Annotated in this window: 23 protein-coding genes; 9 read left to right on the forward strand and 14 right to left on the reverse strand. The window is 69.7% G+C overall.

Going from position 1 to position 22,823, the window contains the following annotated elements:
• Nucleotides 1–157 precede the first annotated feature (157 nt).
• From AC3ERS_RS03735 to AC3ERS_RS03775, 9 genes are all read right to left on the reverse strand, one after another.
• Complete coding sequence (locus tag AC3ERS_RS03735) at nt 158–1,171, reverse strand: ROK family protein (RefSeq protein WP_431963438.1); 1,014 nt, start codon at nt 1,169–1,171, stop codon at nt 158–160.
• A complete protein-coding gene (locus AC3ERS_RS03740; RefSeq protein ID WP_431963440.1) occupies nt 1,168–2,052 on the reverse strand; it encodes a hypothetical protein in 885 nt (294 codons plus the stop codon). The genes AC3ERS_RS03735 and AC3ERS_RS03740 overlap by 4 nt, the downstream gene beginning before the upstream one ends.
• A 13-nt stretch (nt 2,053–2,065) precedes the next feature.
• Nucleotides 2,066–3,391 carry an ArsA family ATPase gene (locus AC3ERS_RS03745; RefSeq protein WP_431963598.1) on the reverse strand — a complete coding sequence of 442 codons (1,326 nt, stop codon included), beginning with the start codon at nt 3,389–3,391 and terminating at the stop codon, nt 2,066–2,068.
• Complete coding sequence (locus tag AC3ERS_RS03750) at nt 3,388–3,825, reverse strand: SRPBCC family protein (RefSeq protein WP_431963442.1); 438 nt, start codon at nt 3,823–3,825, stop codon at nt 3,388–3,390. The genes AC3ERS_RS03745 and AC3ERS_RS03750 overlap by 4 nt, the downstream gene beginning before the upstream one ends.
• Nucleotides 3,826–3,888: 63 nt before the next feature.
• Nucleotides 3,889–4,284 carry a polyketide cyclase / dehydrase and lipid transport gene (locus AC3ERS_RS03755; protein ID WP_431963444.1) on the reverse strand — a complete coding sequence of 132 codons (396 nt, stop codon included), beginning with the start codon at nt 4,282–4,284 and terminating at the stop codon, nt 3,889–3,891.
• A 29-nt stretch (nt 4,285–4,313) separates the two neighbouring features.
• Complete coding sequence (locus tag AC3ERS_RS03760) at nt 4,314–5,441, reverse strand: glycosyltransferase family 4 protein (protein ID WP_431963446.1); 1,128 nt, start codon at nt 5,439–5,441, stop codon at nt 4,314–4,316.
• Between the two features lie 63 nt (nt 5,442–5,504).
• On the reverse strand, nt 5,505–6,395 hold the full coding sequence (locus tag AC3ERS_RS03765; protein WP_431963448.1) for a hypothetical protein: 891 nt from the start codon (nt 6,393–6,395) through the stop codon (nt 5,505–5,507).
• 117 nt (nt 6,396–6,512) lie between these two features.
• A complete protein-coding gene (locus AC3ERS_RS03770; RefSeq protein ID WP_431963450.1) occupies nt 6,513–7,538 on the reverse strand; it encodes an NlpC/P60 family protein in 1,026 nt (341 codons plus the stop codon).
• A 258-nt stretch (nt 7,539–7,796) separates the two neighbouring features.
• Nucleotides 7,797–8,375 carry a C40 family peptidase gene (locus tag AC3ERS_RS03775; protein WP_431963452.1) on the reverse strand — a complete coding sequence of 193 codons (579 nt, stop codon included), beginning with the start codon at nt 8,373–8,375 and terminating at the stop codon, nt 7,797–7,799.
• Nucleotides 8,376–8,968: 593 nt separating this feature from the next.
• Here AC3ERS_RS03775 and AC3ERS_RS03780 point away from each other — a divergent pair.
• Nucleotides 8,969–10,771 (forward strand): DEDD exonuclease domain-containing protein, encoded by a 1,803-nt coding sequence (locus tag AC3ERS_RS03780; protein ID WP_431963454.1) that lies wholly within the window; start codon nt 8,969–8,971, stop codon nt 10,769–10,771.
• A gap of 4 nt (nt 10,772–10,775) precedes the next feature.
• Nucleotides 10,776–11,051 carry an Lrp/AsnC family transcriptional regulator gene (locus AC3ERS_RS03785; protein ID WP_431963455.1) on the forward strand — a complete coding sequence of 92 codons (276 nt, stop codon included), beginning with the start codon at nt 10,776–10,778 and terminating at the stop codon, nt 11,049–11,051.
• Nucleotides 11,052–11,055: 4 nt separating this feature from the next.
• Here AC3ERS_RS03785 and AC3ERS_RS03790 read toward each other — a convergent pair whose 3' ends face one another.
• The 3 genes from AC3ERS_RS03790 to AC3ERS_RS03800 form a co-directional block, all read right to left on the reverse strand.
• Nucleotides 11,056–11,334: a hypothetical protein gene (locus tag AC3ERS_RS03790; protein ID WP_431963456.1), complete on the reverse strand. Its 279-nt coding sequence runs from the start codon at nt 11,332–11,334 to the stop codon at nt 11,056–11,058.
• Between the two features lie 229 nt (nt 11,335–11,563).
• A complete protein-coding gene (gene trpD / locus AC3ERS_RS03795) occupies nt 11,564–12,625 on the reverse strand; it encodes an anthranilate phosphoribosyltransferase (protein ID WP_431963458.1) in 1,062 nt (353 codons plus the stop codon).
• Between the two features lie 177 nt (nt 12,626–12,802).
• On the reverse strand, nt 12,803–13,213 hold the full coding sequence (locus AC3ERS_RS03800) for a hypothetical protein (RefSeq protein ID WP_431963460.1): 411 nt from the start codon (nt 13,211–13,213) through the stop codon (nt 12,803–12,805).
• A 216-nt stretch (nt 13,214–13,429) separates the two neighbouring features.
• On the opposite strand from AC3ERS_RS03800, the gene ctaE reads away from it, so the two are divergent.
• The 4 genes from ctaE (at nt 13,430) to qcrB (ending at nt 17,845) form a co-directional block, all read left to right on the forward strand.
• Complete coding sequence (gene ctaE / locus AC3ERS_RS03805) at nt 13,430–14,041, forward strand: aa3-type cytochrome oxidase subunit III (protein ID WP_431963462.1); 612 nt, start codon at nt 13,430–13,432, stop codon at nt 14,039–14,041.
• Between the two features lie 61 nt (nt 14,042–14,102).
• Nucleotides 14,103–14,966, forward strand: a complete 864-nt coding sequence (qcrC, locus tag AC3ERS_RS03810; RefSeq protein WP_431963464.1) for a cytochrome bc1 complex diheme cytochrome c subunit — start codon at nt 14,103–14,105, stop codon at nt 14,964–14,966.
• Nucleotides 14,967–15,038: 72 nt separating this feature from the next.
• Nucleotides 15,039–16,226: a cytochrome bc1 complex Rieske iron-sulfur subunit gene (qcrA, locus tag AC3ERS_RS03815; protein ID WP_431963466.1), complete on the forward strand. Its 1,188-nt coding sequence runs from the start codon at nt 15,039–15,041 to the stop codon at nt 16,224–16,226.
• Nucleotides 16,223–17,845: a cytochrome bc1 complex cytochrome b subunit gene (gene qcrB / locus AC3ERS_RS03820; protein ID WP_431963468.1), complete on the forward strand. Its 1,623-nt coding sequence runs from the start codon at nt 16,223–16,225 to the stop codon at nt 17,843–17,845. The genes qcrA and qcrB overlap by 4 nt, the downstream gene beginning before the upstream one ends.
• A gap of 176 nt (nt 17,846–18,021) precedes the next feature.
• Here qcrB and AC3ERS_RS03825 read toward each other — a convergent pair whose 3' ends face one another.
• Nucleotides 18,022–18,510 carry a polyadenylate-specific 3'-exoribonuclease AS gene (locus tag AC3ERS_RS03825; RefSeq protein WP_431963600.1) on the reverse strand — a complete coding sequence of 163 codons (489 nt, stop codon included), beginning with the start codon at nt 18,508–18,510 and terminating at the stop codon, nt 18,022–18,024.
• A 182-nt stretch (nt 18,511–18,692) separates the two neighbouring features.
• Here AC3ERS_RS03825 and AC3ERS_RS03830 point away from each other — a divergent pair, with 182 nt between their 5' ends.
• Complete coding sequence (locus AC3ERS_RS03830; RefSeq protein WP_431963470.1) at nt 18,693–20,081, forward strand: class II 3-deoxy-7-phosphoheptulonate synthase; 1,389 nt, start codon at nt 18,693–18,695, stop codon at nt 20,079–20,081.
• A gap of 542 nt (nt 20,082–20,623) precedes the next feature.
• On the opposite strand, the gene AC3ERS_RS03835 is transcribed toward AC3ERS_RS03830, so the two are convergent.
• Entirely contained in the window at nt 20,624–21,100 is a 477-nt protein-coding gene (locus AC3ERS_RS03835) for a MarR family winged helix-turn-helix transcriptional regulator (RefSeq protein ID WP_431963472.1), read from the reverse strand.
• A gap of 159 nt (nt 21,101–21,259) precedes the next feature.
• On the opposite strand from AC3ERS_RS03835, the gene AC3ERS_RS03840 reads away from it, so the two are divergent.
• Together AC3ERS_RS03840 and AC3ERS_RS03845 are read left to right on the forward strand one after the other, a co-directional pair.
• On the forward strand, nt 21,260–22,093 hold the full coding sequence (locus AC3ERS_RS03840) for an SDR family oxidoreductase (protein ID WP_431963474.1): 834 nt from the start codon (nt 21,260–21,262) through the stop codon (nt 22,091–22,093).
• A 30-nt stretch (nt 22,094–22,123) separates the two neighbouring features.
• Nucleotides 22,124–22,822, forward strand: coding sequence for an enoyl-CoA hydratase/isomerase family protein (locus AC3ERS_RS03845; RefSeq protein ID WP_431963476.1), 699 nt, complete (start codon nt 22,124–22,126; stop codon nt 22,820–22,822).
• The last annotated feature ends 1 nt before the right edge of the window (nt 22,823 follow it).

The raw sequence follows: 22,823 nt of genomic DNA on the forward strand, positions 1-22,823 counted from the left end.
AGTAGCGGGCAACCTGCGTCAGTTGCCGACTTTACCGCTGGTTCTAGATCACATCCAATTGCAGCGGTGTATCTCACCACAATCGGATCGTCGCAGGTCCCGAAGGCCCCTCCGCGACGGCCTTATTCGAACGGATGTGCCCGTGCGCGCGGACGCGTCAGCGCCCGCTGCGCGCGACCCGCGACGAGCGCCGCCCCGGCTCCGCGAGCACGGCGCGCGCCAGTTCGGCGGCGCCGATCATGCCCGCCGCCTCACCGAGCTGGGTGGTGCGGATGCGGGCCAGCGGCCGGTGTCCTGCGCCCGTGACGGCGCGGGCGTACTCCTCGCGCGCGTCGTCGAGGAACAGCGGAGCCGAACTGCTCACGCCGCCCGCGATGACGACGAGATCGGGGTCGAAGATGTCGCTGACGAACGCCAGCCCGAGCCCGAGCCAGCGCGCGAAGTCGGCCATCGCGGCGAGCGCGACGGGGTCGCCGTCCTGGGCGGCGCCCGCCACCCGCCTGCCGGTGAGCGAACCGGGATCGCGGGACACCTCTCTGGCCAGCACCGTCGAGCGGCCGGGGTCGGTGGCCAGCAGCTCGATCGCGGTCTCGGCGAGCGCGGTTCCGCTGCAATACCTTTCCCAGCAGCCGTGTTTGCCGCACGGGCAGACCCGGCCGTGCGGGACCACTTGCAGATGGCCGAGTTCCGGTGCGACGCCGTGCGTGCCCCGGTAGAGCGTGCCCTCGATGAGCAGCGCCGCGCCGACGCCGGTGCCGATCGCGACGAGCACCACGTTGTGCCCGCCCGCCGCCGCGCCGAACCGGTACTCGGCCCACACGGCGGCGTTGGCGTCGTGCTCGAGGATCACCGGGAGGTCGAGACGCTCGGTGAGCCGCGCCGCGACGGGCGCGTCTTTCCACGGCAGGTGCGGGGCGAACCGCACGGTGGACCGGTCGCCGCTGATGAAGCCCGCGACGGCGAGACCGACGGCGCCGATCGGGTGGCGGCGGCGCAGTTCCCGCACGGCACGGTCGAGGGCGTCCTCCAGGGCGCGCTCGCTGTGCGGTGTCGGCGACTGCACGGTGTCGAGCACCTCGCCGTCGCCGTCCACCACCGAGGCGCGAATGTTGGTGCCGCCGACGTCGATACCGACGGTCAGCGGGAGCGCATCTGCCACCGGGTGTGTCATGCCTTGATCGTCACGGGGATACCGACGTACCCGGGCCGCTTGCCCATGAAGCGGGAGTGCCTGGGCTGCTCCGGCGCGTCGGACGCCGCGGTGTGCTGATCCTCCGGGCGTGCGGTGCCGGTGTACTGGTCGGCCGGGCGTGCGGCGTCGGTGCGCTGGTCGGCCGGGCGTGCGGCGTCGGTGCGCTGGTCGTTCGAGCGCGCAGAGCCGGTGCGCTGGTTGGCTGGGCGTGTGGCGTCGGCGCGCTTGTCGGCTGAGGGCGCGGCGCCGGTGCGCTCATCGGCCGGGCGTCCGGCGTCGGTGCGCCGCGACCTGTGGTCGGAGCGGGAGCCGTCTCCGCGCTGGTGACCGGCGTGGTCCTCGTCCTGGCTCCGGACACCCGAGCGAGCGGCGGTGTGCCGATCGGTCGAACGGGCCGGATTGCCGTGCCGGTCATCGGAGCGGGACGCACCACGACCACCCGGCCCAGCCCCGGCATCGTGCCGGTCGGCCGTGCGCGAGCCGCCGTGTCCGTCACGCGACCTCGCCGCATCGGCGGTCCGATGCTGCGCGCCACCGGACCCCGGATGCCGGTGCCGCACATCGGTTTCCAGATCGTCGGTGGGCAGCAGCGGATCGACCGGCACCCCGGCCAGCGCCTCGCGCAGCACCGTGACGATCGCGGTGCCGTGATCCGCGATCGCCGCGACCACGTCGTGGTGCTCGCCGCGCACCAGCGCGGCGGCCGCGCACACCGGGCACCAGCTGCACGCAGGCCAGTCCGGCTGACCCTGCGCCGCGCTGCGCCGCAGCACCGGTTCGACGCGTTCGAGCACCGCCTCCGCGAGCAGCTTCAGTTCCTCGGCGAATTCGCCGATCCCGTCGCCGGGCGAGGCCGACATCCCGTGCTCCATCTCAGCGACCCTCTGGCGTCAGCGGCCATACGTCCGGATCCGGGCGGAAACGCACGACCAGGTAGCCGCTGTCGAGTTCGGCGTCGTCGACCGCACACCGCCGCAACACCGGCGCCAAGCGCACCCGGCGCCGCACCCCGTCCGCACCCACGATCAAATCGTCCTCCACTCGTCCCAGTCGCAACGTCGCCGGATCGACGACGGGCAGGTGCATCCGCATCGCGTACACCGAATGCAGACCCGTGCCCGATTCCAATCGAACCACCGGTTCACCGGAACGTGCGTGAACCTCCGCTGGATTGTCGCCCAGCATAAATGCCGTTCCCGCGTCTGACGCGCCGGAATCGACCGCGTAGGAAAGCGCTTGGAGCGAACCGAGACCCACCGGCTCCGTGCCCGTGTGCTGGGCGATCAGCACCGGGATGTCGCGCATGGCCTTTCGAAGCCCCTCGATCACGTCGAACTGCTCCGCGCGCCGGTTGTGATACCAGTGCACGGCGGGATGGACGGCCTCGGGCGGACCGGACGGTTCCGGCATCGGCGGCAGCACCTTGTTGACGATCACCGCGTCCAGCCGCAGCCCCAGCAGCGCGGCGGCCGAGCGCACCCGCTCGGACTCCGCGAGCGCGACCCGTTCGGCGACGGTGACCAGCCGCGTGCCGGTGCGGCGGTGGTCGGCGAGCAGATCGCGCACCTCGCCGACGGCGCCGACGATCCGATCCACCGTCGCCGCGAGCACCGCCCGCCGCAGATCGGTGCCGATGGTGCTCATCGCTCGCGCGTGCGGAGGCCAGATCCGTTCCAGATAACCGAGCAGGGTGTCGGGGGCGGTGACGATGCGCAGCATGTCCGCCGAGGGCGGGCAGTCCACGACGATGACATTCCAGTCGTTCTCGTCGGCGAACTGCGCGATCTCCACCAGCATCAGCAGTTCCTGCACGCCGGGCAGGCCGGTCAGCTCGGCGGGGTCGAGCGCGGCCAGGTCGATGCCGTGGTCGTGGGTGTGCGCGCCGCCCACGGACAGCATTCGCGTCACCTCACGGAACCGATCCTCCAGCAGCGCCAGCGAATCCACCTCGATGACGTCGAGTCCCGGCAGCACCCTGGCGATTCCGGTCACCGTCCCCGGATCGTGCGGGAAACGGAAACCGAGCGCGTCGCCGAGCGAATGCGCCTGGTCGAGGGAGGCCAGCAGGACGGTGTGCCCGGCGCGGGCATAGGACATAGCGGTCGCGCAGGCCAGCGTGGTCTTGCCGACGCCGCCCTTGCCGACGTACAGCTCGAGCCTGGTCGGCTCGCGCCGGCCGGGCTTCTGCTGCCCGGTCAGCCTTCGACCCGCTTCTTCAGTTCCTTCAGTGCGGTATCGGTGATGACCTTCTCGGCCTTGCGCTTGAACATGCCGATCATCGGGATGTTGAGATCCACGGTGAGCTCGTAGATCACCTGCGTGCTGCCGTCGGGCTGCTCGATGAGTTCGTAGGTGCCGTCCTGCGCCTTCTGCAGCTCACCGCTGATCAGCTTCCAGCTGACCGCCTTGTCGTCGGCGCGCCAGGTGTAGGTCAGCACGTAGGTGTCCTTGACGACGCCCGCGTCGAGCACGAAGCGGGCCGTGCGAGCCCGGCCGTCGGGGCCCTTCTCCAGCACCTCGACGGACTTCGCCGCCGAGACCCACTCCGGGTAGGACTCCAGATCGGCGATGACGGACATCACTCGCTGCGAGGGGGCCTCGATGAGGATCGACCTCTGGGTCCGGTCGGCCATGGTGGTCAACGATTCCTTTCGGTGTCGAATGGCCGCGCGGGCGCGGCGGCGCCGCCTCGGTGCTCAGCCTGCCGTCGTCGCGGCGGGCGTCACCCCGGCCGGACGGCCCGCCTCGAGCCGCGCCTTGATCTCGAACGACATGTTCTTGCCCGCGACCCGGCGTGCCCGGTTGGCGGCCGACAACTCGCGCGGTGACATCCCTTCGGCGCCCCGCGGCTCGCAGTGCAGGAAGTAATGCAGGATGACCCCGTCGAGCGCGGGCTCCAGCCACACCTCCATGGTCCCCGTCAGCGCGCCGGACACCGACCAGCGAATTCCCTTGTCGCCGCGGTCCTCCCGCACGTCGAGGGTGAGGTCGGGCCACCACTGGCGCCATTTGTCGGTACCCTCGAGCACCTGCGCGACCGCCGCGCCCGAGGCGGCGACGAACGTCTGGTCCGCGACCTGAATACTGCTCACACCGCTGAGCGTAGTTGATCGGGGTTCCCTCAGCGGAGGAGGTGGCGCAGGCGCGCGCCGAGGGCGTCCCAGCGCCAGTTCTCCTCCACCCAGGCGCGGCCCGCGGCGCCCATGGCCGCGGCGGCGTCACGGTCGGCGAGGATGTCCACCAGCGCGTCGGCGACCTCGGTGACCTTGCGTCCGTCCACCACCCGGCCGGTCTTGCCCTCCAGCACGGTTTCCGGCGCGCCGCCGGAACGGCCCGCGACCACGGGAACGCCGCTGGCCGAGGCTTCCAGGTACACGATGCCGAGGCCCTCGACGTCGAGACCGGCGCCGCGGGTGCGGCACGGCATGGCGAACACGTCGGCGATGGTGTGGTGCGCGGCGAGCTCGGCCGAGGGCACCCGGCCGGTGAAGACCACGCTGTCGGTGACACCGAGCGCGGCGGCGAGACCGCGCAGCTTGTCCTCGTAGGGCCCGCCGCCTGCGATCACCAGCACCGCGCCGTCGACCCGGTCGCGGATCTCGCGCATCGCCGCGATCAGCACGTCCTGGCCTTTACGTGGAACCAGCCGGGACAGGCACAGGATGGTCGGGCGGTCGCCGAGCTCGTAGCGCCTGCGTAGCTCGGCGCGCGCCTCGGGGTCGGGACGGAACATGTCGGTGTCGACGCCGGGCGGCAGGTATTCCAGCGCCGCGTCCGCGCCGAAGGCCGAGGCGAACCGGCCGCGGGTGTACTTGCTGACGTAGGTGACGACGTCGGTGTGCGTGCCGATCGCGCTCAGCGCCTGTCGCGCGCCGGGCAGCATCGACCAGCCGACCTCGTGCCCGTGCGTGCTGGCCAGAATGCGCCCGGCGCCCGCTCTGCGCAGCCGCGGCGAGAGCAGGGCCAGCGGCGCCGCCGCGCCGAACCAGACGGTGTCGCACTTCTCGTCGCGCAGCAGCCGCGCGGCCCGGCGCAGGACCAGCGGCGTCGGCAGCATCAGGGTGGTGGGATGGCGAACCACCTGGAACTTCTGCTTGGCATCGAACTTCAGGTGCGAGTCACCGCGCCAGCGCGGCGCGTAGACCACCAGATCGTCGGGCGGTAGCTGTCCGGCGAGCGCCTGGAGATACGACTGGATACCGCCCGGCCGCGGCGGGAAATCATTGGTAACCAGCAGAGTTCGGGCCATGGGGGACAACCTACTTGGTGGGATCGGCGCGGCGCCGCTCCGGTCGGGCTCCGTGGGGACGGATCACACGGCCTTGGCCGAGAGCCAGCTGCGCCAGTCCGCGACGAAATCGGCGCGCCCGATGCCGAGCACCTCGCGCAGGACGCGATCCTCGCTCGCGGCGTCCTGCCGTTGCGCGGCGAGGCGTCGATAGAGCTCGACGAGCCGGGATTCGTCGTACTTCTCGGCTACGAAAGCGCAGGCCGACCACGCCTGCTCGTAGGCCGCGACGGCACTGCCGCCCGCGAACGCGGTGTCCGGCGGCAGGTCGTCGGGGAGCGCTCCGTCGTTCAGCGCCGCGTGCACGGTCGGCGCGATGTCGGCGAACGGATGACCCTGGCCGCGGTGCGCGGCGTACTCGGCGAAGCCCTCCAGCATCCACTGCGGGGCGCCGTCGGCGGTCTCGGCGCGCGCCGCGATATGGGTCAGTTCGTGGCGCAGCAGCGTGCGCAATCCGGCGGGCGAGAGGCGACGGCCCGCGTCGGGGCTGAAGACCACCCGCTGACCGGTCGGCTTGCTGCCGCGCACGAACGGATCGGCCACCGAGGCCGCGGCGACCTCGGTGGGCATCTCGCCGCCCGCCCGCACCAGCGCGGCGAACTCCGACGGATTCGCCGCGACCACGACGAGCGCCGACTGCGCCCAGTTCGGACCCCACAGCTCGGTGATCGCGGCCGTGGCGGCGGGCAGTTCGCGCGCGAGCACCTCGAGTTCGGCGCGGTGGCCGGGATGGCCGACCACGAGGGATTCCGCGCCGTCACCGCCGGGGGCGCGGATCGACTCGATCGGGCCGAACGGTTCGATGGTGCGGCGCACGGCGGCCAGTCGCGGGTCGTCGCCGGGCATTTGGCCCAGGCTCTCGGTCGAGGTGTCTTGGGCGGCGAGGATTTTCGGCAGCGCCCACTTGGGCGCCATGACCAATGCGCAGCACAAGCCTGTCAACAGGGTGACCATTCCGACGGTGAGTACGAACTGACACCGCCCTTTGGCCATGCACCAGCCGCGTGCCCGTCGCCAACCCTCCATAGCGGATCAGTATCGCCTAGCGGAGTGATAAGGCGTCGACCCCATGGGCGCTACGGCCACCGGCACGCCGAAAGTGGAGGCGTGCAACATGAGTCCGTTGCCCGCGTAGATGCCGACGTGGGAGATGTCGGAATAGAAGAACACCACGTCACCGGGTTGCAGATCGTCCTTGTCCACGGGTGTGCCGTAGGACGCCTGCGCCGAACTGGTGCGCGGCACGTTCTTGCCGACCTGTTTGAACGCCCACTGCACCAGGCCCGAGCAGTCGAACTGGCTCGGTCCGGTCGCGCCCCAGACGTACGGATCGCCGACGCGGGTGAGTCCGGCGGCCAGCGCGCTGGTTCCGCTGCCGGGCACCAGGCCCTGCAGCAGCGTGTCGCGATCGAAGCCGGGCGGGAACGGCGACCCGGCCAGCGCGGACTTGTCCTTGCTCGACAGCGCGCCCCACGCCTCGACCACTTGGGCGACCGCGCCGCCCAGCTCACTGCGCTTGCGTTCCAGATCGGCGCGCGCTTGGTCGGCCTTCTGGGCGGCGCTACGAGCCGTGTCGGCGGCGGCGCGGGCGGCGGACTCGGCGGACTCGGCCGCGTCGGTGGCCTTCTTGAACTGGCGCAGCTGATCGGTGGTCTGCGCGCTGAGCACGTCCAGCGTGGACATCTGATCGAGCAGCTTCTGCGGGGAATCGCTGACCAGCACGGCGTATATGCGGTTGGTGCGCGCGCCCTGATAGGCGGCGATCGCCGTGCGGTCGATGACCGGCTGGAATTTCCGCACCTCGGCGCGCGCGGCGTCGGCGACCTCGGTGGTCGCGGCCAGCTTCGCGTCGGCCTCCTGCTGCACGGCGAGCTTGGCGTCGAGTTCGGCCTGGACGGTCAGCGACTGCTGATTCAGCTGCTCGGTCTGCCGGGAGAGGTCGACCATCCGCTGCACCGCTTCGGTCGCGGTGGTCGGCAGCGCCGCGGGGTCGGCGCCCGCGGGACCGCTCGCGTGGAGGGCCGCGGCCAGTACTCCGGCCGCCAGCACCCCGCTCACCAGACGATGCGCGCGAAGTCTTCGGTGACCAGCTGTCACTGGCGTGCCCCGTTCTCTCGTAATGCCGACTCGTGAAATCGAAAGCGACGCAGTCGCCCACGCGGCTCACGGAGACGGGTTAGGCGACTCTGCAACCCGGTAGGTCTCATTTAGGTTACGAAACGGCGGCTGTCGGTGTCCAGTGGAGAACGAACCGATCACGGCCGGTGAGAAGAATCGAGCCGGGCCGCGCGCGGCGACCCGGCTCGATTCGGCCGATCAGAAGCGGCGCGCGCCCGCGACCGGCATCGATGACATCGAGGCGATCATCACCGGGCTGCCGGAGGTGGAGGCGTGGATGACGTTGCCGTCGCCCGCGTACAGGCCCGAGTGGCCGCCGCCGTAGAACGACACCAGGTCGCCGAGCTGTAGGTTGTCGATCGAGATCGCGGTGCCTGCGCCCAGCTGGGCGCCGCTGGTGCGGGGCAGCTCCATGCCCGCCTGGCGGTAGGACCACTGCACGAGGCCGGAGCAGTCGAAGGAGTTCGGGCCCGCGGCGCCGTACACGTACGGGGCGCCGAGCTTGCTCATGGCGGCGTCGAGCGCGACCTCGCCGAGGGTCTTCTGCGGCGCGACGAACGGCAGCGGAGCGCCGGGCACGGTGCCGAGCTGCACGCCGGGGACGTCGGCCGGGATCGGGATCTCGTTCGGAACCTCGAACGTTCCCACGCCGGGGATGGTCACCGGCTGAGCCGACGCGGGGGCGGCGGGAAGGAGGAAGGCGCCGATGGTGGCAGCGCCGACGGCTCCGGCGGCAACGGCACGCTGCGCCTGTCGCTTGACGGTGTTGGTCGCCATGATGCGGTACTTCCAATCTGCCCCACGACGCCACACCCGGTGGTGCAGCGGACTGCGTGCTGCCGCTCCGTTCGGTGCGGCGGACTCCGTGAGGTCTCGAAAAGATTACGAACACATCACGGTGTTTTGTAAAGCCCAAGGCATCCGAAATGGCGACGCTCAACAATTTTCGCCACGCATATCTGCGAGGTATCTCACAGCAATCACGAAACGATAACGGCGGCCGGTTACCCGTCGGCGTCCGCCTCGTTACCCCCAACTGTCCCAGGTGGCGATGTGGTCCATGTCAGGTCTGCATAACCGGCATTTGCGCAGGTGGAGATACCCGAGCCGGTGCTTGACGCGTCCTCGAACCGGACGCGCGACCAGAGTGCGTCCGGCAGCGGGGCAGCATGCCTGGCACGGCAGGTCGGCTGTACCGGACACGCCCGGGCGCTGATTCATTCGCGGCGGAAATGTGATCTGGATCGCTTTTGGGTGTTCTAGATCATTTCGGGGGTATCGCAACGAAAACCTCGCGCGACAAATCGGACGAATGGCGCACGGTTTCGCGTGCCCGGAGGTTGTCGTACCGGGCCCCTACGCTGCTCGCCGTGCCCGACCCCGCGCCGCGCCAGGCCGCCGCCAAGCAGCTGGCCTTCGACGAACTCGATACGCCGCTCTACGACACCACCTTCGTGGTCGTCGACCTGGAGACCACCGGCACCAGCGCGGACGGCGACGCCATTACCGAGATCGGCGCGGTCAAGGTGTGCGGCGGCGAGGTGCTCGGCGAGTTCGCGACGCTGGTGAACCCCGGCAGGGCGATACCGCCCGCGGTCGTGCACGTCACCGGGATCACCACCGCCATGGTCTACGCGGCCCCGCGCATCGAGTCCGTGCTGCCCGGGTTCCTCGAGTTCGCCGCGGGTGCGGTGCTCGTCGCCCACAACGCCCGCTTCGACATGGCCTTCCTGCGGGCCGCCGCGGCGCGCTGCGAAACCGAGTGGCCCAAGGCGCCGGTGCTGTGCACGGTGAAACTGGCCCGGCGGGTGCTCGGCAGGGACGAGGCGCCCTCGGTGCGACTCGCGTCGCTGGCCCGGCTGTTCGGCGCGAGCACCCAGCCGACGCACCGCGCCCTCGACGACGCGCGCGCCACCGTCGACGTGCTGCACGCGCTCATCGCCAGAGTGGGAAACCAAGGCGTGCACAGTCTCACCGAGCTGATGGACTACCTGCCCGGCGTGAGTTCCGGGCAGCGCGCCAAACGGGTGCTGGCCACCGACCTGCCCGCCGCCCCCGGCGTCTACCTCTTCCGCGGCCCCACCGACGAGGTCCTCTATATCGGCACAGCGGTGAATCTGCGCCGCCGCGTGCGCAATTACTTCACCGGCTCGGAGACCAGGGGCCGGATGAAGGAGATGGTCGCGCTGGCCACCCGCGTCGACCACGTGGTGTGCGCGCACGCGCTGGAGGCCGGGGTGCGCGAACTGCGGTTGCTCGTCGCGCACGCCCCGCCCTACAACCGGCGCTCGAAATTCCCCAAGCGCGGATGGTGGCTCACATTGACCGACGAGCCGTTCCCGCGCTTCGCCATCGTCCGCACACCGACTCGGGATGCGTTGGGGCCATTCACCTCTCGACTGGATGCCGCCGATGTCGCGGCCACCGTCGCCGAGCACGCCGGACTCCGCACCTGTACGGCGCGATTGCCGCGCGGCGCCCGCCACGACTGCCCGCCCGCGGTGGTCGGCGGCTGCCCCGCGGCCACCCCCTCCGGAATCCCTATAGATACAAAGGAATACGCCTCGGCTCCCGCCGCGGTGCGCGCACTGTTTCACGGCGATTCCGACGCCACCCTGCGCGCCATGCTCGACCGCATCGAAAGCCACTCCCGCGCCGAGCATTTCGAGGCCGCCGCGCGATTGCGTGACCGCACCGTCACGGTGATCAGGGCGGTGCGACGCACCCAGCGGCTCGCGGCCGTCGCTCGCATCGCCGAACTGATCGCCGCGCATCCGGACGGCGCGGGCGGGTGGGAGTTCGCCGTCATCCGGTACGGCCGCCTCGCGGGATCCGGGGTGGCGCGCCGCGGCACGCCGCCGATGGTGATCGTGGAACAGATCGTCGCGGCGGCGGAGACGGTCGTCCCGGACGGGATCGCCGAGGCACCGTCCCTCGCCGACGGCGGCTGCCCCGATCTCGTCGACGCACCGCCGCTGCGGGGCGCTTCACCGGAGGAAGCGGGGCTGATCGCCCGCTGGCTGGCGCGGCCGGGCGTGCGAATCGTGCGCAGCACGGAGGGCTATCGGGAGCCGCGCCACGGCGCAGGCCGGTGGCTCGGCTGGGCCGAGGTGGCCGACGCGGCAGCGCGGACCCGATCGGCCGAGGCGGACTACGCCGACCGCCTAGGCTGACGGCATGATTAACGCGATCGTGCTGATCCACGCCGACAATGCCCGTATCCCGGAGACCGCGCAGGCGGTCGCCGATACCGAAGGCGTTACCGAGGTGTACTCGTGCGCGGGCGATGTCGACCTGATCGCGATCGTGCGGGTGCGCGATCACGAGCAGGTCGCCGAGGTGGTGACGCACCGGATCGACAAGACGCCCGGCGTGCTGCGCACCACCACCCACATCGCGTTCAAGTCCTACTCGCGCGCCGACGTGGAAGCCGGTTTCTCGCTGGGGGAGTGACCGGTCAGGAGACCGCGATGGACGCGCCGTTGATCGTGACCGATTCGCCCTGCGCGACCACGGCCGTCACCTCGCCCTGGCAGTCCACTTCGGTGTGCACCATGACGGTGGCGTCGGTGTTGTTCTGCACCGAGACCTCGTCGGTGCCCGCGGTGATCTGGACGCAACCCGTCGGGTTCTGGATCGCCGTCCCGTTCACGACCAAGTCGCCCTCCGCCGCGTGCGCAAGCGGCGCGGCGAGCAGTGTGCAGGCGGCAACGATTCCGAATAGTGCGTGCTTCATGGTGAGCTCCTCACGTGTCGGAAATGGCGCGCCGACCCGTGTCAGGGTGCCGCGCCGGATGAATGCCGCGCAGCGGCGGCGGTCGAGCGGCCGCCGGGAATCGCGACATGCTGACCAGTTGCGGCGGGCGAATCGCTGCGGCCGATCCATCCCGCGCCGAGCCAGTCTAATGATCCGTTACCTGTGTGGAAGCGATTCGGCGACGCTCGATCAATCGTTCGCCGAAAGTTCACCGATCGCCGAGCGTGTGCGAAAGCTTGGCCCAGCTGTCCAGCAGCGCCGCCGCCTGACCACCGTCGATCGCCGCCGCCGCGCGCTCGATGCCCGCGGCCAGCGCGTCGTGCACGTCGGCCTCGGGATCGCCGACCCCGCGCGACAGGTCGTAGGCGACGATCGCGGCGGCCGAGTTCACCAGCACCGCGTCGCGCACCGGACCCGCCGCGCCCGCGAACACCGACCGCGCGACACCGGCGTTGACCTCCGCGTCACCACCGCGCAGCGCGTCCAGCTCGACGCGCGGGATGCCGAGGCGGGTCGGATCGATGGTGATCCGGCGCTGACGGCCGCCCGATACCACCCAGGCGTCGGTGGTATCGGAGGTGGTGATCTCGTCGAGACCGTCGTTGCCGCGCACCACGAGGGCGCTGGCCCCGCGCTCGGCGAACACGCCCGCGATCACCGGAAGCAGTTCGGGGAAGGCGCAACCCACCAGCCCGGCCCGTGGCTGCGCGGGGTTGGTCAGCGGGCCGAGCACGTTGAAGACGGTCGGGATGCCGATTTCCTTGCGCGCCGGGCCGGCGAAGCGCAGGGCCGGGTGGAACAGCGGCGCGAAGCAGAATCCGATCCCGACCTCGCGGACGCACTGCGCCACCGACTCGGGGCCGAGGGTGAGCCGCACGCCGAGCGCCTCCAGCACGTCGGCGCCGCCGCTCTTGGACGAGGCCGCCCGATTGCCGTGCTTGACCACAGGAACGCCCGACGCGGCCACCACGACCGAGGACATGGTGGAGATGTTCACCGAGCCGGACCGGTCGCCGCCGGTGCCGACGATGTCGACCGCGTCGCCGTCGATGTGCACGAGGCGGGCGTGCGAGAGCATGCCGGACGCCATGCCGGAGAGCTCGGCCGGCGTCGGTCCCTTGATCTTCATCGCGACGCCGAAGGCCGCGATCTGCGCCTGCGTCGCGTTGTCGGTGAAGATCTCGTTGATGACCCACGCCGTGTCGTCCGCGGCCAGGTCGCCACCGTCGGCGAGGGTTCCGAGCACCTGGGGCCAGCTGCGCACGCTCATTCCATCTCTCCCGTCACACTGGTCCTCCACCAGTTCTGTGTGAAGCAGCCTAGTGGGCGCGGTCGCGCGAAGCCCGTCTATAGCCGCGCATGACCGGAGCGTAGGCGGAGGTACGGCTGGTCGGCGCGGCCGGACGAAGTCCAGCCCGCGTACGGCCGCAGCGTGGGTGGAAGCCCCCTACGAGCCCGGTTGCAGGACGTCCCAGCCGTCGGCGACTCCGTCGTGGCGCTGGGCCAGCCCGGCCATCCGCGACTTCTCCTGCGCGCAGTGCAGCGCGTCGACCAGCTGCACGCGCTGGAGGATCAGCGCCTCCAGTTCGCCCGATGCCATGGCGGTGGGCGGCGCGGGCGCGTACCCGTCCTGCGCCGCGATCTCGCACACCCGCTGGACCTGAGCCGCCGGAATCCGCAGGTGATGGCGCAGCACCGCGGGCGCGTCCTCGATCAGTCCCTCGGCCCTCTCCAGCACCGCCGAGCAGGACTCGGCGTCCTCGAAACCGGCCGCGACCACCACCAGATCGGCACGCGCCGGGTCCAGCGGCGCCGGGGCGCCGCGCCCGAACAGCCGTCGCCAGATTCGCGGTGCCACATCCGCCTCCTCGTCTCAGCTTCTACTTACTCTCGCCTGTCATCATGGCCGCCTCCGCGCAGGTCGGCGCGTCCGGTGCGGCGGCGTCCCCGCGAGGTCGGGCACAGCGGCGCCGATGCCGTCGGGACCCGGTCCGTCCGTGCGTTTTCCGACACAGACGGCCAAGTTTCGTACCCGGCTACTGCTGTCGTACTACGACGAGTCATACTTAGCCCCGTGACGACCGCAGTAGGGACCCCAGGATCGGCCATTACCCAGCGTGTGCACTCGCTGAACCGGCCCAACATGGTCAGCGTCGGTACCATCATCTGGCTGTCGAGCGAGCTGATGTTCTTCGCCGGCCTCTTCGCCATGTACTTCGTCGCGCGAGCCCAGGCCCACGGCAACTGGCCGCCGGAACCGACCGAGCTGAACATGAAGCTCGCCGTGCCGGTCACGGCCGTGCTGGTCGCGTCGTCGTTCACCTGCCAGATGGGCGTGTTCGCCGCGGAGAAGGGCGACGTGTTCGGCCTGCGTCGCTGGTACGTCCTCACGTTCCTGATGGGCGCGTTCTTCGTCGGCGGCCAGGGCTACGAGTACTACCACCTGGTCCACGAGGGCACCTCGATCTCGAGCAGCGCCTACGGCTCGGTGTTCTACATCACCACCGGCTTCCACGGTCTGCACGTCATCGGCGGCCTGATCGCCTTCGTGTTCCTGCTGGTCCGCACCAAGATCAGTAAGTTCACCCCCGCGCAGGCCACCGCCGCGATCGTCGTCTCGTACTACTGGCACTTCGTCGACATCGTGTGGATCGGGCTGTTCGCCACGATCTACTTCGTCCGATAGCCAGCGGGTCAGCCCCGAATCTTTTGCACAAGTCGGTTCCGTCTACTCCAAAGGGACACAGATGAGTTCATCTCCCCCGTCAGCGCCAGAGCCCGCCAGCCCCGGGAACGGCGAGGCCAGCAAGACCCGCAAGCAGCGTCGCCTTCGCAGGCGCATCGCGGGCGGTCTCGCGCTCCTGGTGGGTCTGGTCGGAGCCGGCTTCCTCGCGACGGCTCTCACGCCCGAGCCCCAGGTGGCGACCGCCCACCAGGATGAGTCCGCACTGATCCGTGAGGGCAAGCAGCTCTACGAAACGTCCTGCATCACCTGCCACGGCGCGAACCTCCAGGGCGTGCCGGACCGCGGCCCCAGCCTGATCGGCGTCGGCGAGGCCGCCGTCTACTTCCAGGTGTCCTCCGGGCGCATGCCGCTGGCCGCCAACCAGGCCCAGGCCACCCGCAAGCCCGCGAAGTTCGACGCCCAGCAGATCGACGCGCTCGGCGCGTACGTCGCCGCCAACGGCGGTGGCCCGACCGTGGTGCGCGACGCCAACGGCGAGATCGCCCAGGAGTCGCTGCGCGGCGACGACATCGCCCGCGGCTCGGAGCTGTTCCGCATGAACTGCGCGTCCTGCCACAACTTCACCGGCAAGGGCGGCGCGCTGTCCTCCGGCAAGTACGCGCCGCCGCTGGAGCCCGCCAGCGAGCAGCAGATCTACGCGGCCATGCTGACCGGCCCGGAGAACATGCCCAAGTTCTCCGACCGCCAGCTCACGCCGGAAGAGAAGCGCGACATCATCGCCTACATCAAGAACGCCACCGAAGAGAAGACCCCGGGTGGCTACGGCCTCGGCGGCTTCGGCCCCGCGACCGAGGGTCTGGCGATCTGGGTGGTCGGCATCGTGCTCACCGTTGGTGCGGCTATGTGGATCGGATCCCGGTCATGACCGGTCAGCGCCCGGAGGCGGTAGCTTGCGTGGCCACGGAGGGCGTCCGGACATGGCCGAAAGGACACAGTCATGAGTGAACAGGAGCGTGACGACGTGAGTCGCCCGGATGAGGGGCCCGAGCTGTCGAAGGGGCCGGTGAACCCCCCGGCCGACCCGACCGAAGATGAACTGGACGCGATGTCGCGCGACGAGCTGGTCAAGCTCGGCACCGAGCGCGACGGCGTCGACGTCGCCTACCGGCGCGAGCGCTTCCCGATTCCGGGGACCAGGGCCGAGAAGCGCGCCGAGCGCGAGGTGACCTTCTGGTTCGCCATCTCCGGTCTCGCCGCGGCCGCGCTGATCGGTGTCTTCCTGTTCTGGCCCTGGCAGTTCAAGGGCGCGAACGAGGAAGGCCACGACGCCTATTCGCTGTTCACGCCGCTGGTCGGCCTGACCTTCGGTATCTCGGTGCTGGTCATCGGCGTCGCCGTGGTGCTGATCCGCAAGAAGTTCATCCCGGCCGAGATCTCCATCCAGGACCGCCACGACGGTCGCTCGCCCGAGGTGGAACGGCGCACCCTGGTGGCCGAGCTGTCGGACGCGCTCGACACCTCCACCCTCGGTCGTCGCAAGATGCTCACCCGCACCGCGGGCGCCGGCGTCGGCATCCTCGGCCTCGGCTCGCTGTTCCTCTTCGTCGGCGGCATGATCAAGAACCCGTGGGCCAAGGGCGACAAGTCGCCGCTGTGGGTCTCCGGCTGGACGCCGGACTTCGCGGGCGAGACCATCTACCTGCGCCGCGACACCGGCCGTCCGGATGACGTCGTGCTGGTGCGTCCGGAGGACCTGGACGCGGGCGCCATGGAGACGGTGTTCCCGTGGAAGGAGAAGTGGCGCGGTGACGAGCACGAGATGCTGCAGTCGCTGCGTGGCATCCGCAACGCGGTCATGCTGATCCGTCTGCGCACCGAGGACGCCGAGAAGGCCATCAAGCGCAAGGGCCAGGAGAGCTTCAACTTCGGCGACTACTTCGCCTACTCGAAGATCTGCACCCACCTCGGCTGCCCGACCTCGCTGTTCGAGCAGCAGACCAACCGGATCCTGTGCCCCTGCCACCAGTCGCAGTTCTCGGCGACCGAATGGGGTAAGCCGATCTTCGGTCCTGCCGCTCGCGCACTGCCGCAGCTGCCGATCACCGTCAACTCCGAAGGCTTCCTCGTCGCCAACGGCGACTTCATCGAGCCGCTCGGACCGGCCTACTGGGAGCGTCGTTCATGAGCCCTTCAGTCGCAGCCCAAGCCAACGAAATGGACGAGCGGTATCGCGCCGCGGCGTTCATGAAGCGGTCGATCAACAAGGTCTTCCCGACCCATTGGTCGTTCCTGCTCGGTGAGATCGCGCTCTACAGCTTCATCATCCTGTTGCTGTCGGGTGTGTACCTGACCTTGTACTTCGACCCGTCGATGTCGCACGTGGTCTACGACGGCGCCTACCAGCCGCTGCGTGGCGTCACGATGTCCCGGGCGTACGAGACCGCGCTGAACATCTCCTTCGAGGTGCGCGGCGGTCTGTTCGTGCGGCAGATCCATCACTGGGCGGCGCTGTTGTTCGCGGCGTCGATCATCGTGCACCTGTTCCGTATCTTCTTCACCGGCGCGTTCCGCAAGCCGCGTGAGGCGAACTGGGTGATCGGATCGTTGCTGCTGATCCTGGCGATGTTCGAGGGCTTCTTCGGCTACTCGCTGCCCGACGACCTGCTCTCCGGCACCGGTCTGCGGGCCGCGTTCTCCGGTATCACCATCTCGATCCCGGTGATCGGCACCTGGATGCACTGGCTGATGTTCGGCGGCGACTTCCCCGGCGACATCATCATCCCGCGTCTGTACATCGCGCACGTGCTGCTCTTCCCGGGCATCATCCTGGCTCTGATCGCGGCGCACGTCGCGCTGGTCTGGTACCAGAAGCACACCCAGTTCCCCGGCCCCGGCCGTACGGAGAACAACGTGGTGGGCGCGCGCATCGTGCCGGTGTTCGCCGCGGATCAGGGCGCGTTCTTCGCCTTCACCCTGGGCATCGTCGGCATCATGGGCGGCGTGCTCCAGATCAACCCGATCTGGAACCTCGGCCCCTACAACCCGTCCCAGGTCTCGGCGGGCTCGCAGCCGGACTTCTACATGATGTGGACCGACGGTATGGCGCGCCTGATGCCGCCGTGGGAGCTGTATCTGGGCCGCTACACGGTTCCGGCCGTGTTCTGGGTGGCGCTGATCATGGGTCTGGTGTTCACGCTGCTGATCGCCTACCCGTGGATCGAGAAGCGTCTCACCGGCGACGATGCGCACCACAACCTGTTGCAGCGTCCGCGCGATGTGCCGGTGCGCACCGCGATCGGCGCCATGGCGATCGCCTTCTACGTGGTGCTGACGCTGTCCTGCGTCAACGACATCATCGCGCTGAAGTTCGACATCTCGCTGAACGCCACCACCTGGATCGGTCGTATCGGCCTGCTCGTCGCCCCGCCGGTGGCCTACTTCGTCGCCTACCGGTTCTGCATCGGCCTGCAGCGCAGCGACCGGGCGGTGCTGGAGCACGGCATCGAGACGGGTGTGATCAAGCGCCTGCCGCACGGTGAGTACATCGAGGTGCACCAGCCGCTCGGCCCGGTCGACGGCCACGGTCACCCGATCCCGCTCGAGTACCAGGGCGCCCCGGTGCCGAAGAAGATGAACAAGCTGGGTTCGGCGGGCAAGCCGGGCACCGGTAGCTTCCTGCGACCCGACCCTCGCGAGGAGTCGGAGAAGAACTTCGAGCTCGACCACGCCGAAGAGCACAGGCAGCTCGCGGTCCTGCAGAAGGCACAGGACAAGGCCAACGGCAACGGCAATCACAACCACTGACCCACGGTCGGCGCGAAGGCCCCGAGTCGAGTTCGACTCGGGGCCTTCGCCTTTGTTCATGCCCGCCTGGCGGTTCTTGTCGGCTCGACGAGAAACCCCTGGCGGCTTCGAACGCAAAGGCCCCGAGTCCGGTGGACTCGGGGCCTTTGCCATGGGTCGCAGCTCGGTGCCGCAGCTCAGCGCCTGCGGGCCGCCTCGATGGCCTCGAACTTGGCGTAGTTGTGGCGGGCGTCGGCGAGCGCGTCGTGGGCGTCCGGCGGTACCGGCGGCAGCGCGGGGCGGCCGTGCGCCTCCCAGTGCTGGCGCAGTTCATTGGTGTAGCGGGGGAGCGCGGTGGGCAGATCGACCATCGAACCCCACAGCTGGCACAGCGCCACGTGGTCGTACGCGCCGACCCAGGCCCACAGTTCGGGCTGCACGGAGGCGCGCGGGATCAGGAACTTGTAGAGATCGTCGCGGATCTGCTCGCGGCTGCGCCACCGCGGCGAGCTGGGTGGAGGCAGCTGCGGCAGCACGTACTTGCGTACCCACGGACCCGCGCGCTCGGGGTCGAATTCGGTGGACACCGCGTAGTATTCGCGGCCGTCCTCGCAGACGACGCCGATGGACACCAGGTCGATGACGACCCCGTCCTCGATGAACTCGCAATCGTAGAAGTATCTCAGCGAGATCGACCTCTCCTCGGTCGGGCGGGTAGTGGCATGTGCCGGTCGATGTCACCCTATGCGGCGATGTGGGCGGCGGACGCGAGGGGTTACTCCGAGTGGGGATCGCTCACACCTTCGGGATGCACACTCCACCCCACCTCCGCCTGTCTGCACGATTGCCCGGTCCGTATCCTGAACTCGTGAACTGGACCGTCGACGTACCCATCGATCGCCTGCCGGAACTGCCGCCGCTGCCCGCCGAGCTGCGCCGCAGGTTGGACGAAGCGTTGGCCCGCCCGGCGTTGCAGCAGCCGTCGTGGGATCCCGAGCAGGCGGCGATGATGCGCACCGTGCTGGAGAGCGTGCCGCCGATCTGCGTGCCCGCCGAAGTGGAGGAGCTGCGCGGACAGCTCGCCGAGGTGGCGCGCGGCGAGGCGTTCTTGATGCAGGGCGGTGATTGCGCGGAGACCTTCGCCGACAACACCGAACCGCATATCCGCGGCAACATCCGCACGTTGTTGCAGATGGCCGTCGTGCTGACCTACGGTGCGAGCCTTCCGGTGGTGAAGGTCGCGCGCATCGCGGGCCAGTACGCGAAGCCGCGCTCCTCCGACGTCGACTCGCTCGGCCTGAGGTCCTACCGCGGTGACATGGTGAACTCGCTGGTCGCCGACGCGGGCCAGCGCGAGCACGACCCGTCGCGGCTGGTGCGCGCCTACGCCAACGCCAGCGCCGCGATGAACCTGGTCCGCGCGCTGACCAGCGCGGGCATGGCCGACCTGCACAAGGTGCACGACTGGAACCGCGACTTCGTCGCGCAGTCCCCGGCGGGCGCGCGCTACGAGGCGCTGGCCGAGGAGATCGACCGCGGCCTCGCGTTCATGACCGCCTGCCGGGTGACCGACCCCAGCCTGCAGTCGGCCCGCATCTACGCCAGCCACGAGGCGCTGGTGCTCGACTACGAGCGCGCGATGCTGCGCTTGAGCGAGCACCCGGTGTCGGGTGAACCGGTGCTGTACGACCTGTCGGCGCACTTCCTCTGGATCGGGGAGCGCACCCGTCAGCTCGACGGCGCGCACATCGCGCTCGCGGAGCTGCTCGCCAACCCGATCGGCCTCAAGATCGGCCCGACCACCACCCCGGACCAGGCCGTGGAGTACGTCGAGCGGCTCGATCCCAACAACGAGCCGGGCAGGCTCACCATCGTCTCCCGGATGGGCAACAACAAGGTGCGCGACGTGCTGCCGCCCATCATCGAGAAGGTGCAGGCGACCGGGCACCAGGTGATCTGGCAGTGCGACCCCATGCACGGCAACACGCACGAGGCCTCCACCGGTTTCAAGACCCGCCACTTCGACCGCATCGTCGACGAGGTGCAGGGCTTCTTCGAGGTGCACCGCGCGCTGGGCACCCACCCCGGCGGCCTGCACATCGAGCTGACCGGCGAGGACGTCACCGAATGCCTCGGCGGAGCGCAGGACATCTCCGATCTGGACCTGTCCGGCCGCTACGAGACCGCCTGCGACCCGCGCCTGAACACCCAGCAGTCGCTGGAGCTGGCGTTCCTGGTCGCCGAAATGCTGCGCTGAGGTCTTGAAAGACGCTGCGCTGAGGTCCTGAAAGACGCTGCGCTGGGCGGAAAGCCGCTGCGCGGTGTGAAAGCTGCTGCGCGGTGTGAAAGCCGCTGCGCGGTGGTCGATCCCGCTGCGCTGAAGTTCGAAGGTCGCTGCGCTGGGCTCGATCCCGCTGCGCTGCCGTCGAAGGGCGTTACTGCGCGGGTTCGAGCTTGCGGGCGTCGCCATCGAAAGGCTCGCTGCGCGGGGTTCGAGCCCCGCCGCGTTGCCGTCGAAGCCCCTGTGCTGGGCCCGACGGCCTGCGCTGTCATCGAAAGCCGGTGCGCTGGAATCGCGCCCGTTGCTGCCTTCGAAGGGCGCTGTGGTGGGCTCGAAGCTGCCGCGTCGAGCTCGAACCGCAGCGCGCGGTACCGCTGCGGTGAGCCCGAACTCGCGGCGCATGGGCATCGAACCCGAGAACGCCGAGATCCGCACCGGAATCCTGCCGGTGCGGATCTCGTTGTGTGTGGGCTCGTTTCGGCACGTCCCCACCCGATCGCGCTGACGCGCGGGAACTCTCAGCCGCGGGTCGCGTCGAAGCGCGTGCGCAACGCCGCCGAGTCGTTGAGCTCGCCGAGAATCTCCGCGAGCACGTCGCGTCGTTCCGGGGACAGGTCGGCGAACATCTCCTCGTGCACCTCGCGCAGGATGGCCACGATGTCGGCGAGTGTCTCGCTGCCCTTGTCGGTGAGGATGACCAGGTAGCGCCTGCGGTCGCCGGGATCGCGTTGCCGCTCGGCGTAGCCGTGCCGTTCCAGGTCGTCGAGCGTCGAGACCATGGTCGCCGCGTCGATGCGCAAGTAGCCGCCGAGTTCGGCCTGCGCCATGCCGCCGCGGTCGGCGAGTGCCTGGAGCACGCTGTAGTGCCGCACCCGCAGGCCGATGCCGAGCAGGCGTTCCTCGGCCAGTCGGAAGGCGACCTGTCCCATCTTCTGTATCAGGCACACGGTGTGGTTGCCGATGGTCCCGGGAACCAGCGGTGCGTTGTCGGACATCGTTCACCTCCCGTCACATCATGCCCAGGGGCCCGCTCGCTTGACAAACCGTTGCGTCTATAAAACAGTAGTAGTACAAACGATTTGTGAAGCCAATTATATGTGGCACTTCTTGGTTCGGCCGGGAATGCTGCGGCTTCGTAACCGGGAGGCTCCCTCGTGACCACACAGACACTGTCCGGCCGCACTCTGTTGATGTCCGGCGGTAGCCGGGGCATCGGCCTGGCCATCGCCCTCGCGGCCGCCCGCCGCGGCGCCAACGTCGTCCTGCTCGCCAAGACCGATGTCCCGCACCCGAAGCTGGAGGGCACCGTGCACACGGCGGCCGCCGAGATCGAGGCGGCGGGCGGATCGGCCCTCGCGGTGGTCGGCGACGTGCGCGACGAGGAGTCGGTGCAGTCTGCCGTCGATCAGGCCGTCGAGCGCTTCGGCGGCATCGACATCGTGGTCAACAACGCCAGCGCCATCGATCTCCAGGGCACCGAGACGCTGCCCGCGAAGAAGTTCGACCTGATGCAGCAGATCCAGCTGCGCGGCACGTTCCTGCTCACCCGCACCGCGCTGCCGCACCTGCGCAAGTCGGAGAACCCGCACGTGCTGTCGCTGTCGCCGCCGCTGAACCTGGATCCGAAGTGGCTCGGCGTGCATCCGCCCTACATGCTGGCCAAGTACGGCATGACCCTGCTGACCCTCGGCGTCGCCGCCGAACACCGCGAGTCGGGCATCGCCGCGAACTGCCTGTGGCCGGAGACGCTCATCGCCACCGCCGCGGTCCGTAACCTGCTCGGCGGTGAGGAGGTCGCCGCCACCGCGCGCACCCCGGAGATCGTCGCCGACGCCGCCGTGCTGATCCTGGAGAGCCCGGCCGCGACCACCACCGGCAACACCTACCTGGACGTGGAAGTCCTTGCCGCGCACGGCATCACCGATCTGTCCGGCTACGGCCCCGAGGGCGAGATCGGCTACGACATCTTCGTCGACCCGCCCGCCTGATCCGAAACAGACCGCACCCAGGGAGTATTCATGCCGCACCTACGTCGCGACGACGCCGTTTTCGTGCTCGATCTCGGCGAGCCGGATCAGCTCGACACCGAGAACCGCTTCACCCCCGAGTGGATGGACGCCGTCCACGCCTGCCTGGACGAAGTGCAGGCGGCCGACGGGCCGAAGGCGCTGGTCACCACCGGCTCCGGCAAGTTCTTCTCGAACGGTTTCGAGCCGGAGCGGTTCCTGCGGCCGGGCGTCGACGACTATCTCCTCGCCGGACAGCGGGTGTTCGAACGGGTGCTGACGTTCCCGGCGCCGACCATCGCGGCGATCCAGGGGCACGCGTTCGGCGCGGGCGCGATCCTCGCCATGGCCCACGACGGGCGGGTCATGCGCGGCGACCGCGGCTATTTCTGCCTGCCCGAGATCACCCTGCCGTTGACGCAGTCCGATGACGGCCTCGTCATCCCCGGCGGCATGGCCGACCTGCTGACGGCCCGGCTCCCCGGACCCGCCACGCACGAGGCGATGCTGACCGGACGCCGCTACGGCGGGCACGATGCGCTGGCCGCGGGCATCGTCGACGTGCTCGAGGAGCACGAGCGGCTGTTGCCGGTCGCGCTGGCCAGAGCGGGCGCGCTGGCCGGTACCGCGGGTCCGAAGCTCGGGGCGATGAAGCGGTGGATGTACCGCGATGTCGTCGCGGGGCTCGGCAAGGTCACGCTGACGCTCTGAG

The organism is Nocardia sp. bgisy134 (assembly GCF_057708325.1).

Coding starts and splice junctions, on each gene's coding strand:
- AC3ERS_RS03765 (WP_431963448.1), bottom strand. CDS start 6,395: ATGGCGCCCAAGTGGGCGCTGCCGAAAATCCTCGCCGCCCAAGACACC.
- AC3ERS_RS03845 (WP_431963476.1), top strand. CDS start 22,124: ATGCCGCACCTACGTCGCGACGACGCCGTTTTCGTGCTCGATCTCGGC.
- qcrC (WP_431963464.1), top strand. CDS start 14,103: ATGAGTTCATCTCCCCCGTCAGCGCCAGAGCCCGCCAGCCCCGGGAAC.
- AC3ERS_RS03775 (WP_431963452.1), bottom strand. CDS start 8,375: ATGGCGACCAACACCGTCAAGCGACAGGCGCAGCGTGCCGTTGCCGCC.
- AC3ERS_RS03790 (WP_431963456.1), bottom strand. CDS start 11,334: ATGAAGCACGCACTATTCGGAATCGTTGCCGCCTGCACACTGCTCGCC.
- AC3ERS_RS03740 (WP_431963440.1), bottom strand. CDS start 2,052: ATGTCGGCCTCGCCCGGCGACGGGATCGGCGAATTCGCCGAGGAACTG.
- qcrA (WP_431963466.1), top strand. CDS start 15,039: ATGAGTGAACAGGAGCGTGACGACGTGAGTCGCCCGGATGAGGGGCCC.
- AC3ERS_RS03835 (WP_431963472.1), bottom strand. CDS start 21,100: ATGTCCGACAACGCACCGCTGGTTCCCGGGACCATCGGCAACCACACC.
- AC3ERS_RS03735 (WP_431963438.1), bottom strand. CDS start 1,171: ATGACACACCCGGTGGCAGATGCGCTCCCGCTGACCGTCGGTATCGAC.
- AC3ERS_RS03750 (WP_431963442.1), bottom strand. CDS start 3,825: ATGGCCGACCGGACCCAGAGGTCGATCCTCATCGAGGCCCCCTCGCAG.
- AC3ERS_RS03760 (WP_431963446.1), bottom strand. CDS start 5,441: ATGGCCCGAACTCTGCTGGTTACCAATGATTTCCCGCCGCGGCCGGGC.
- trpD (WP_431963458.1), bottom strand. CDS start 12,625: ATGAGCGTGCGCAGCTGGCCCCAGGTGCTCGGAACCCTCGCCGACGGT.
- AC3ERS_RS03785 (WP_431963455.1), top strand. CDS start 10,776: ATGATTAACGCGATCGTGCTGATCCACGCCGACAATGCCCGTATCCCG.
- qcrB (WP_431963468.1), top strand. CDS start 16,223: ATGAGCCCTTCAGTCGCAGCCCAAGCCAACGAAATGGACGAGCGGTAT.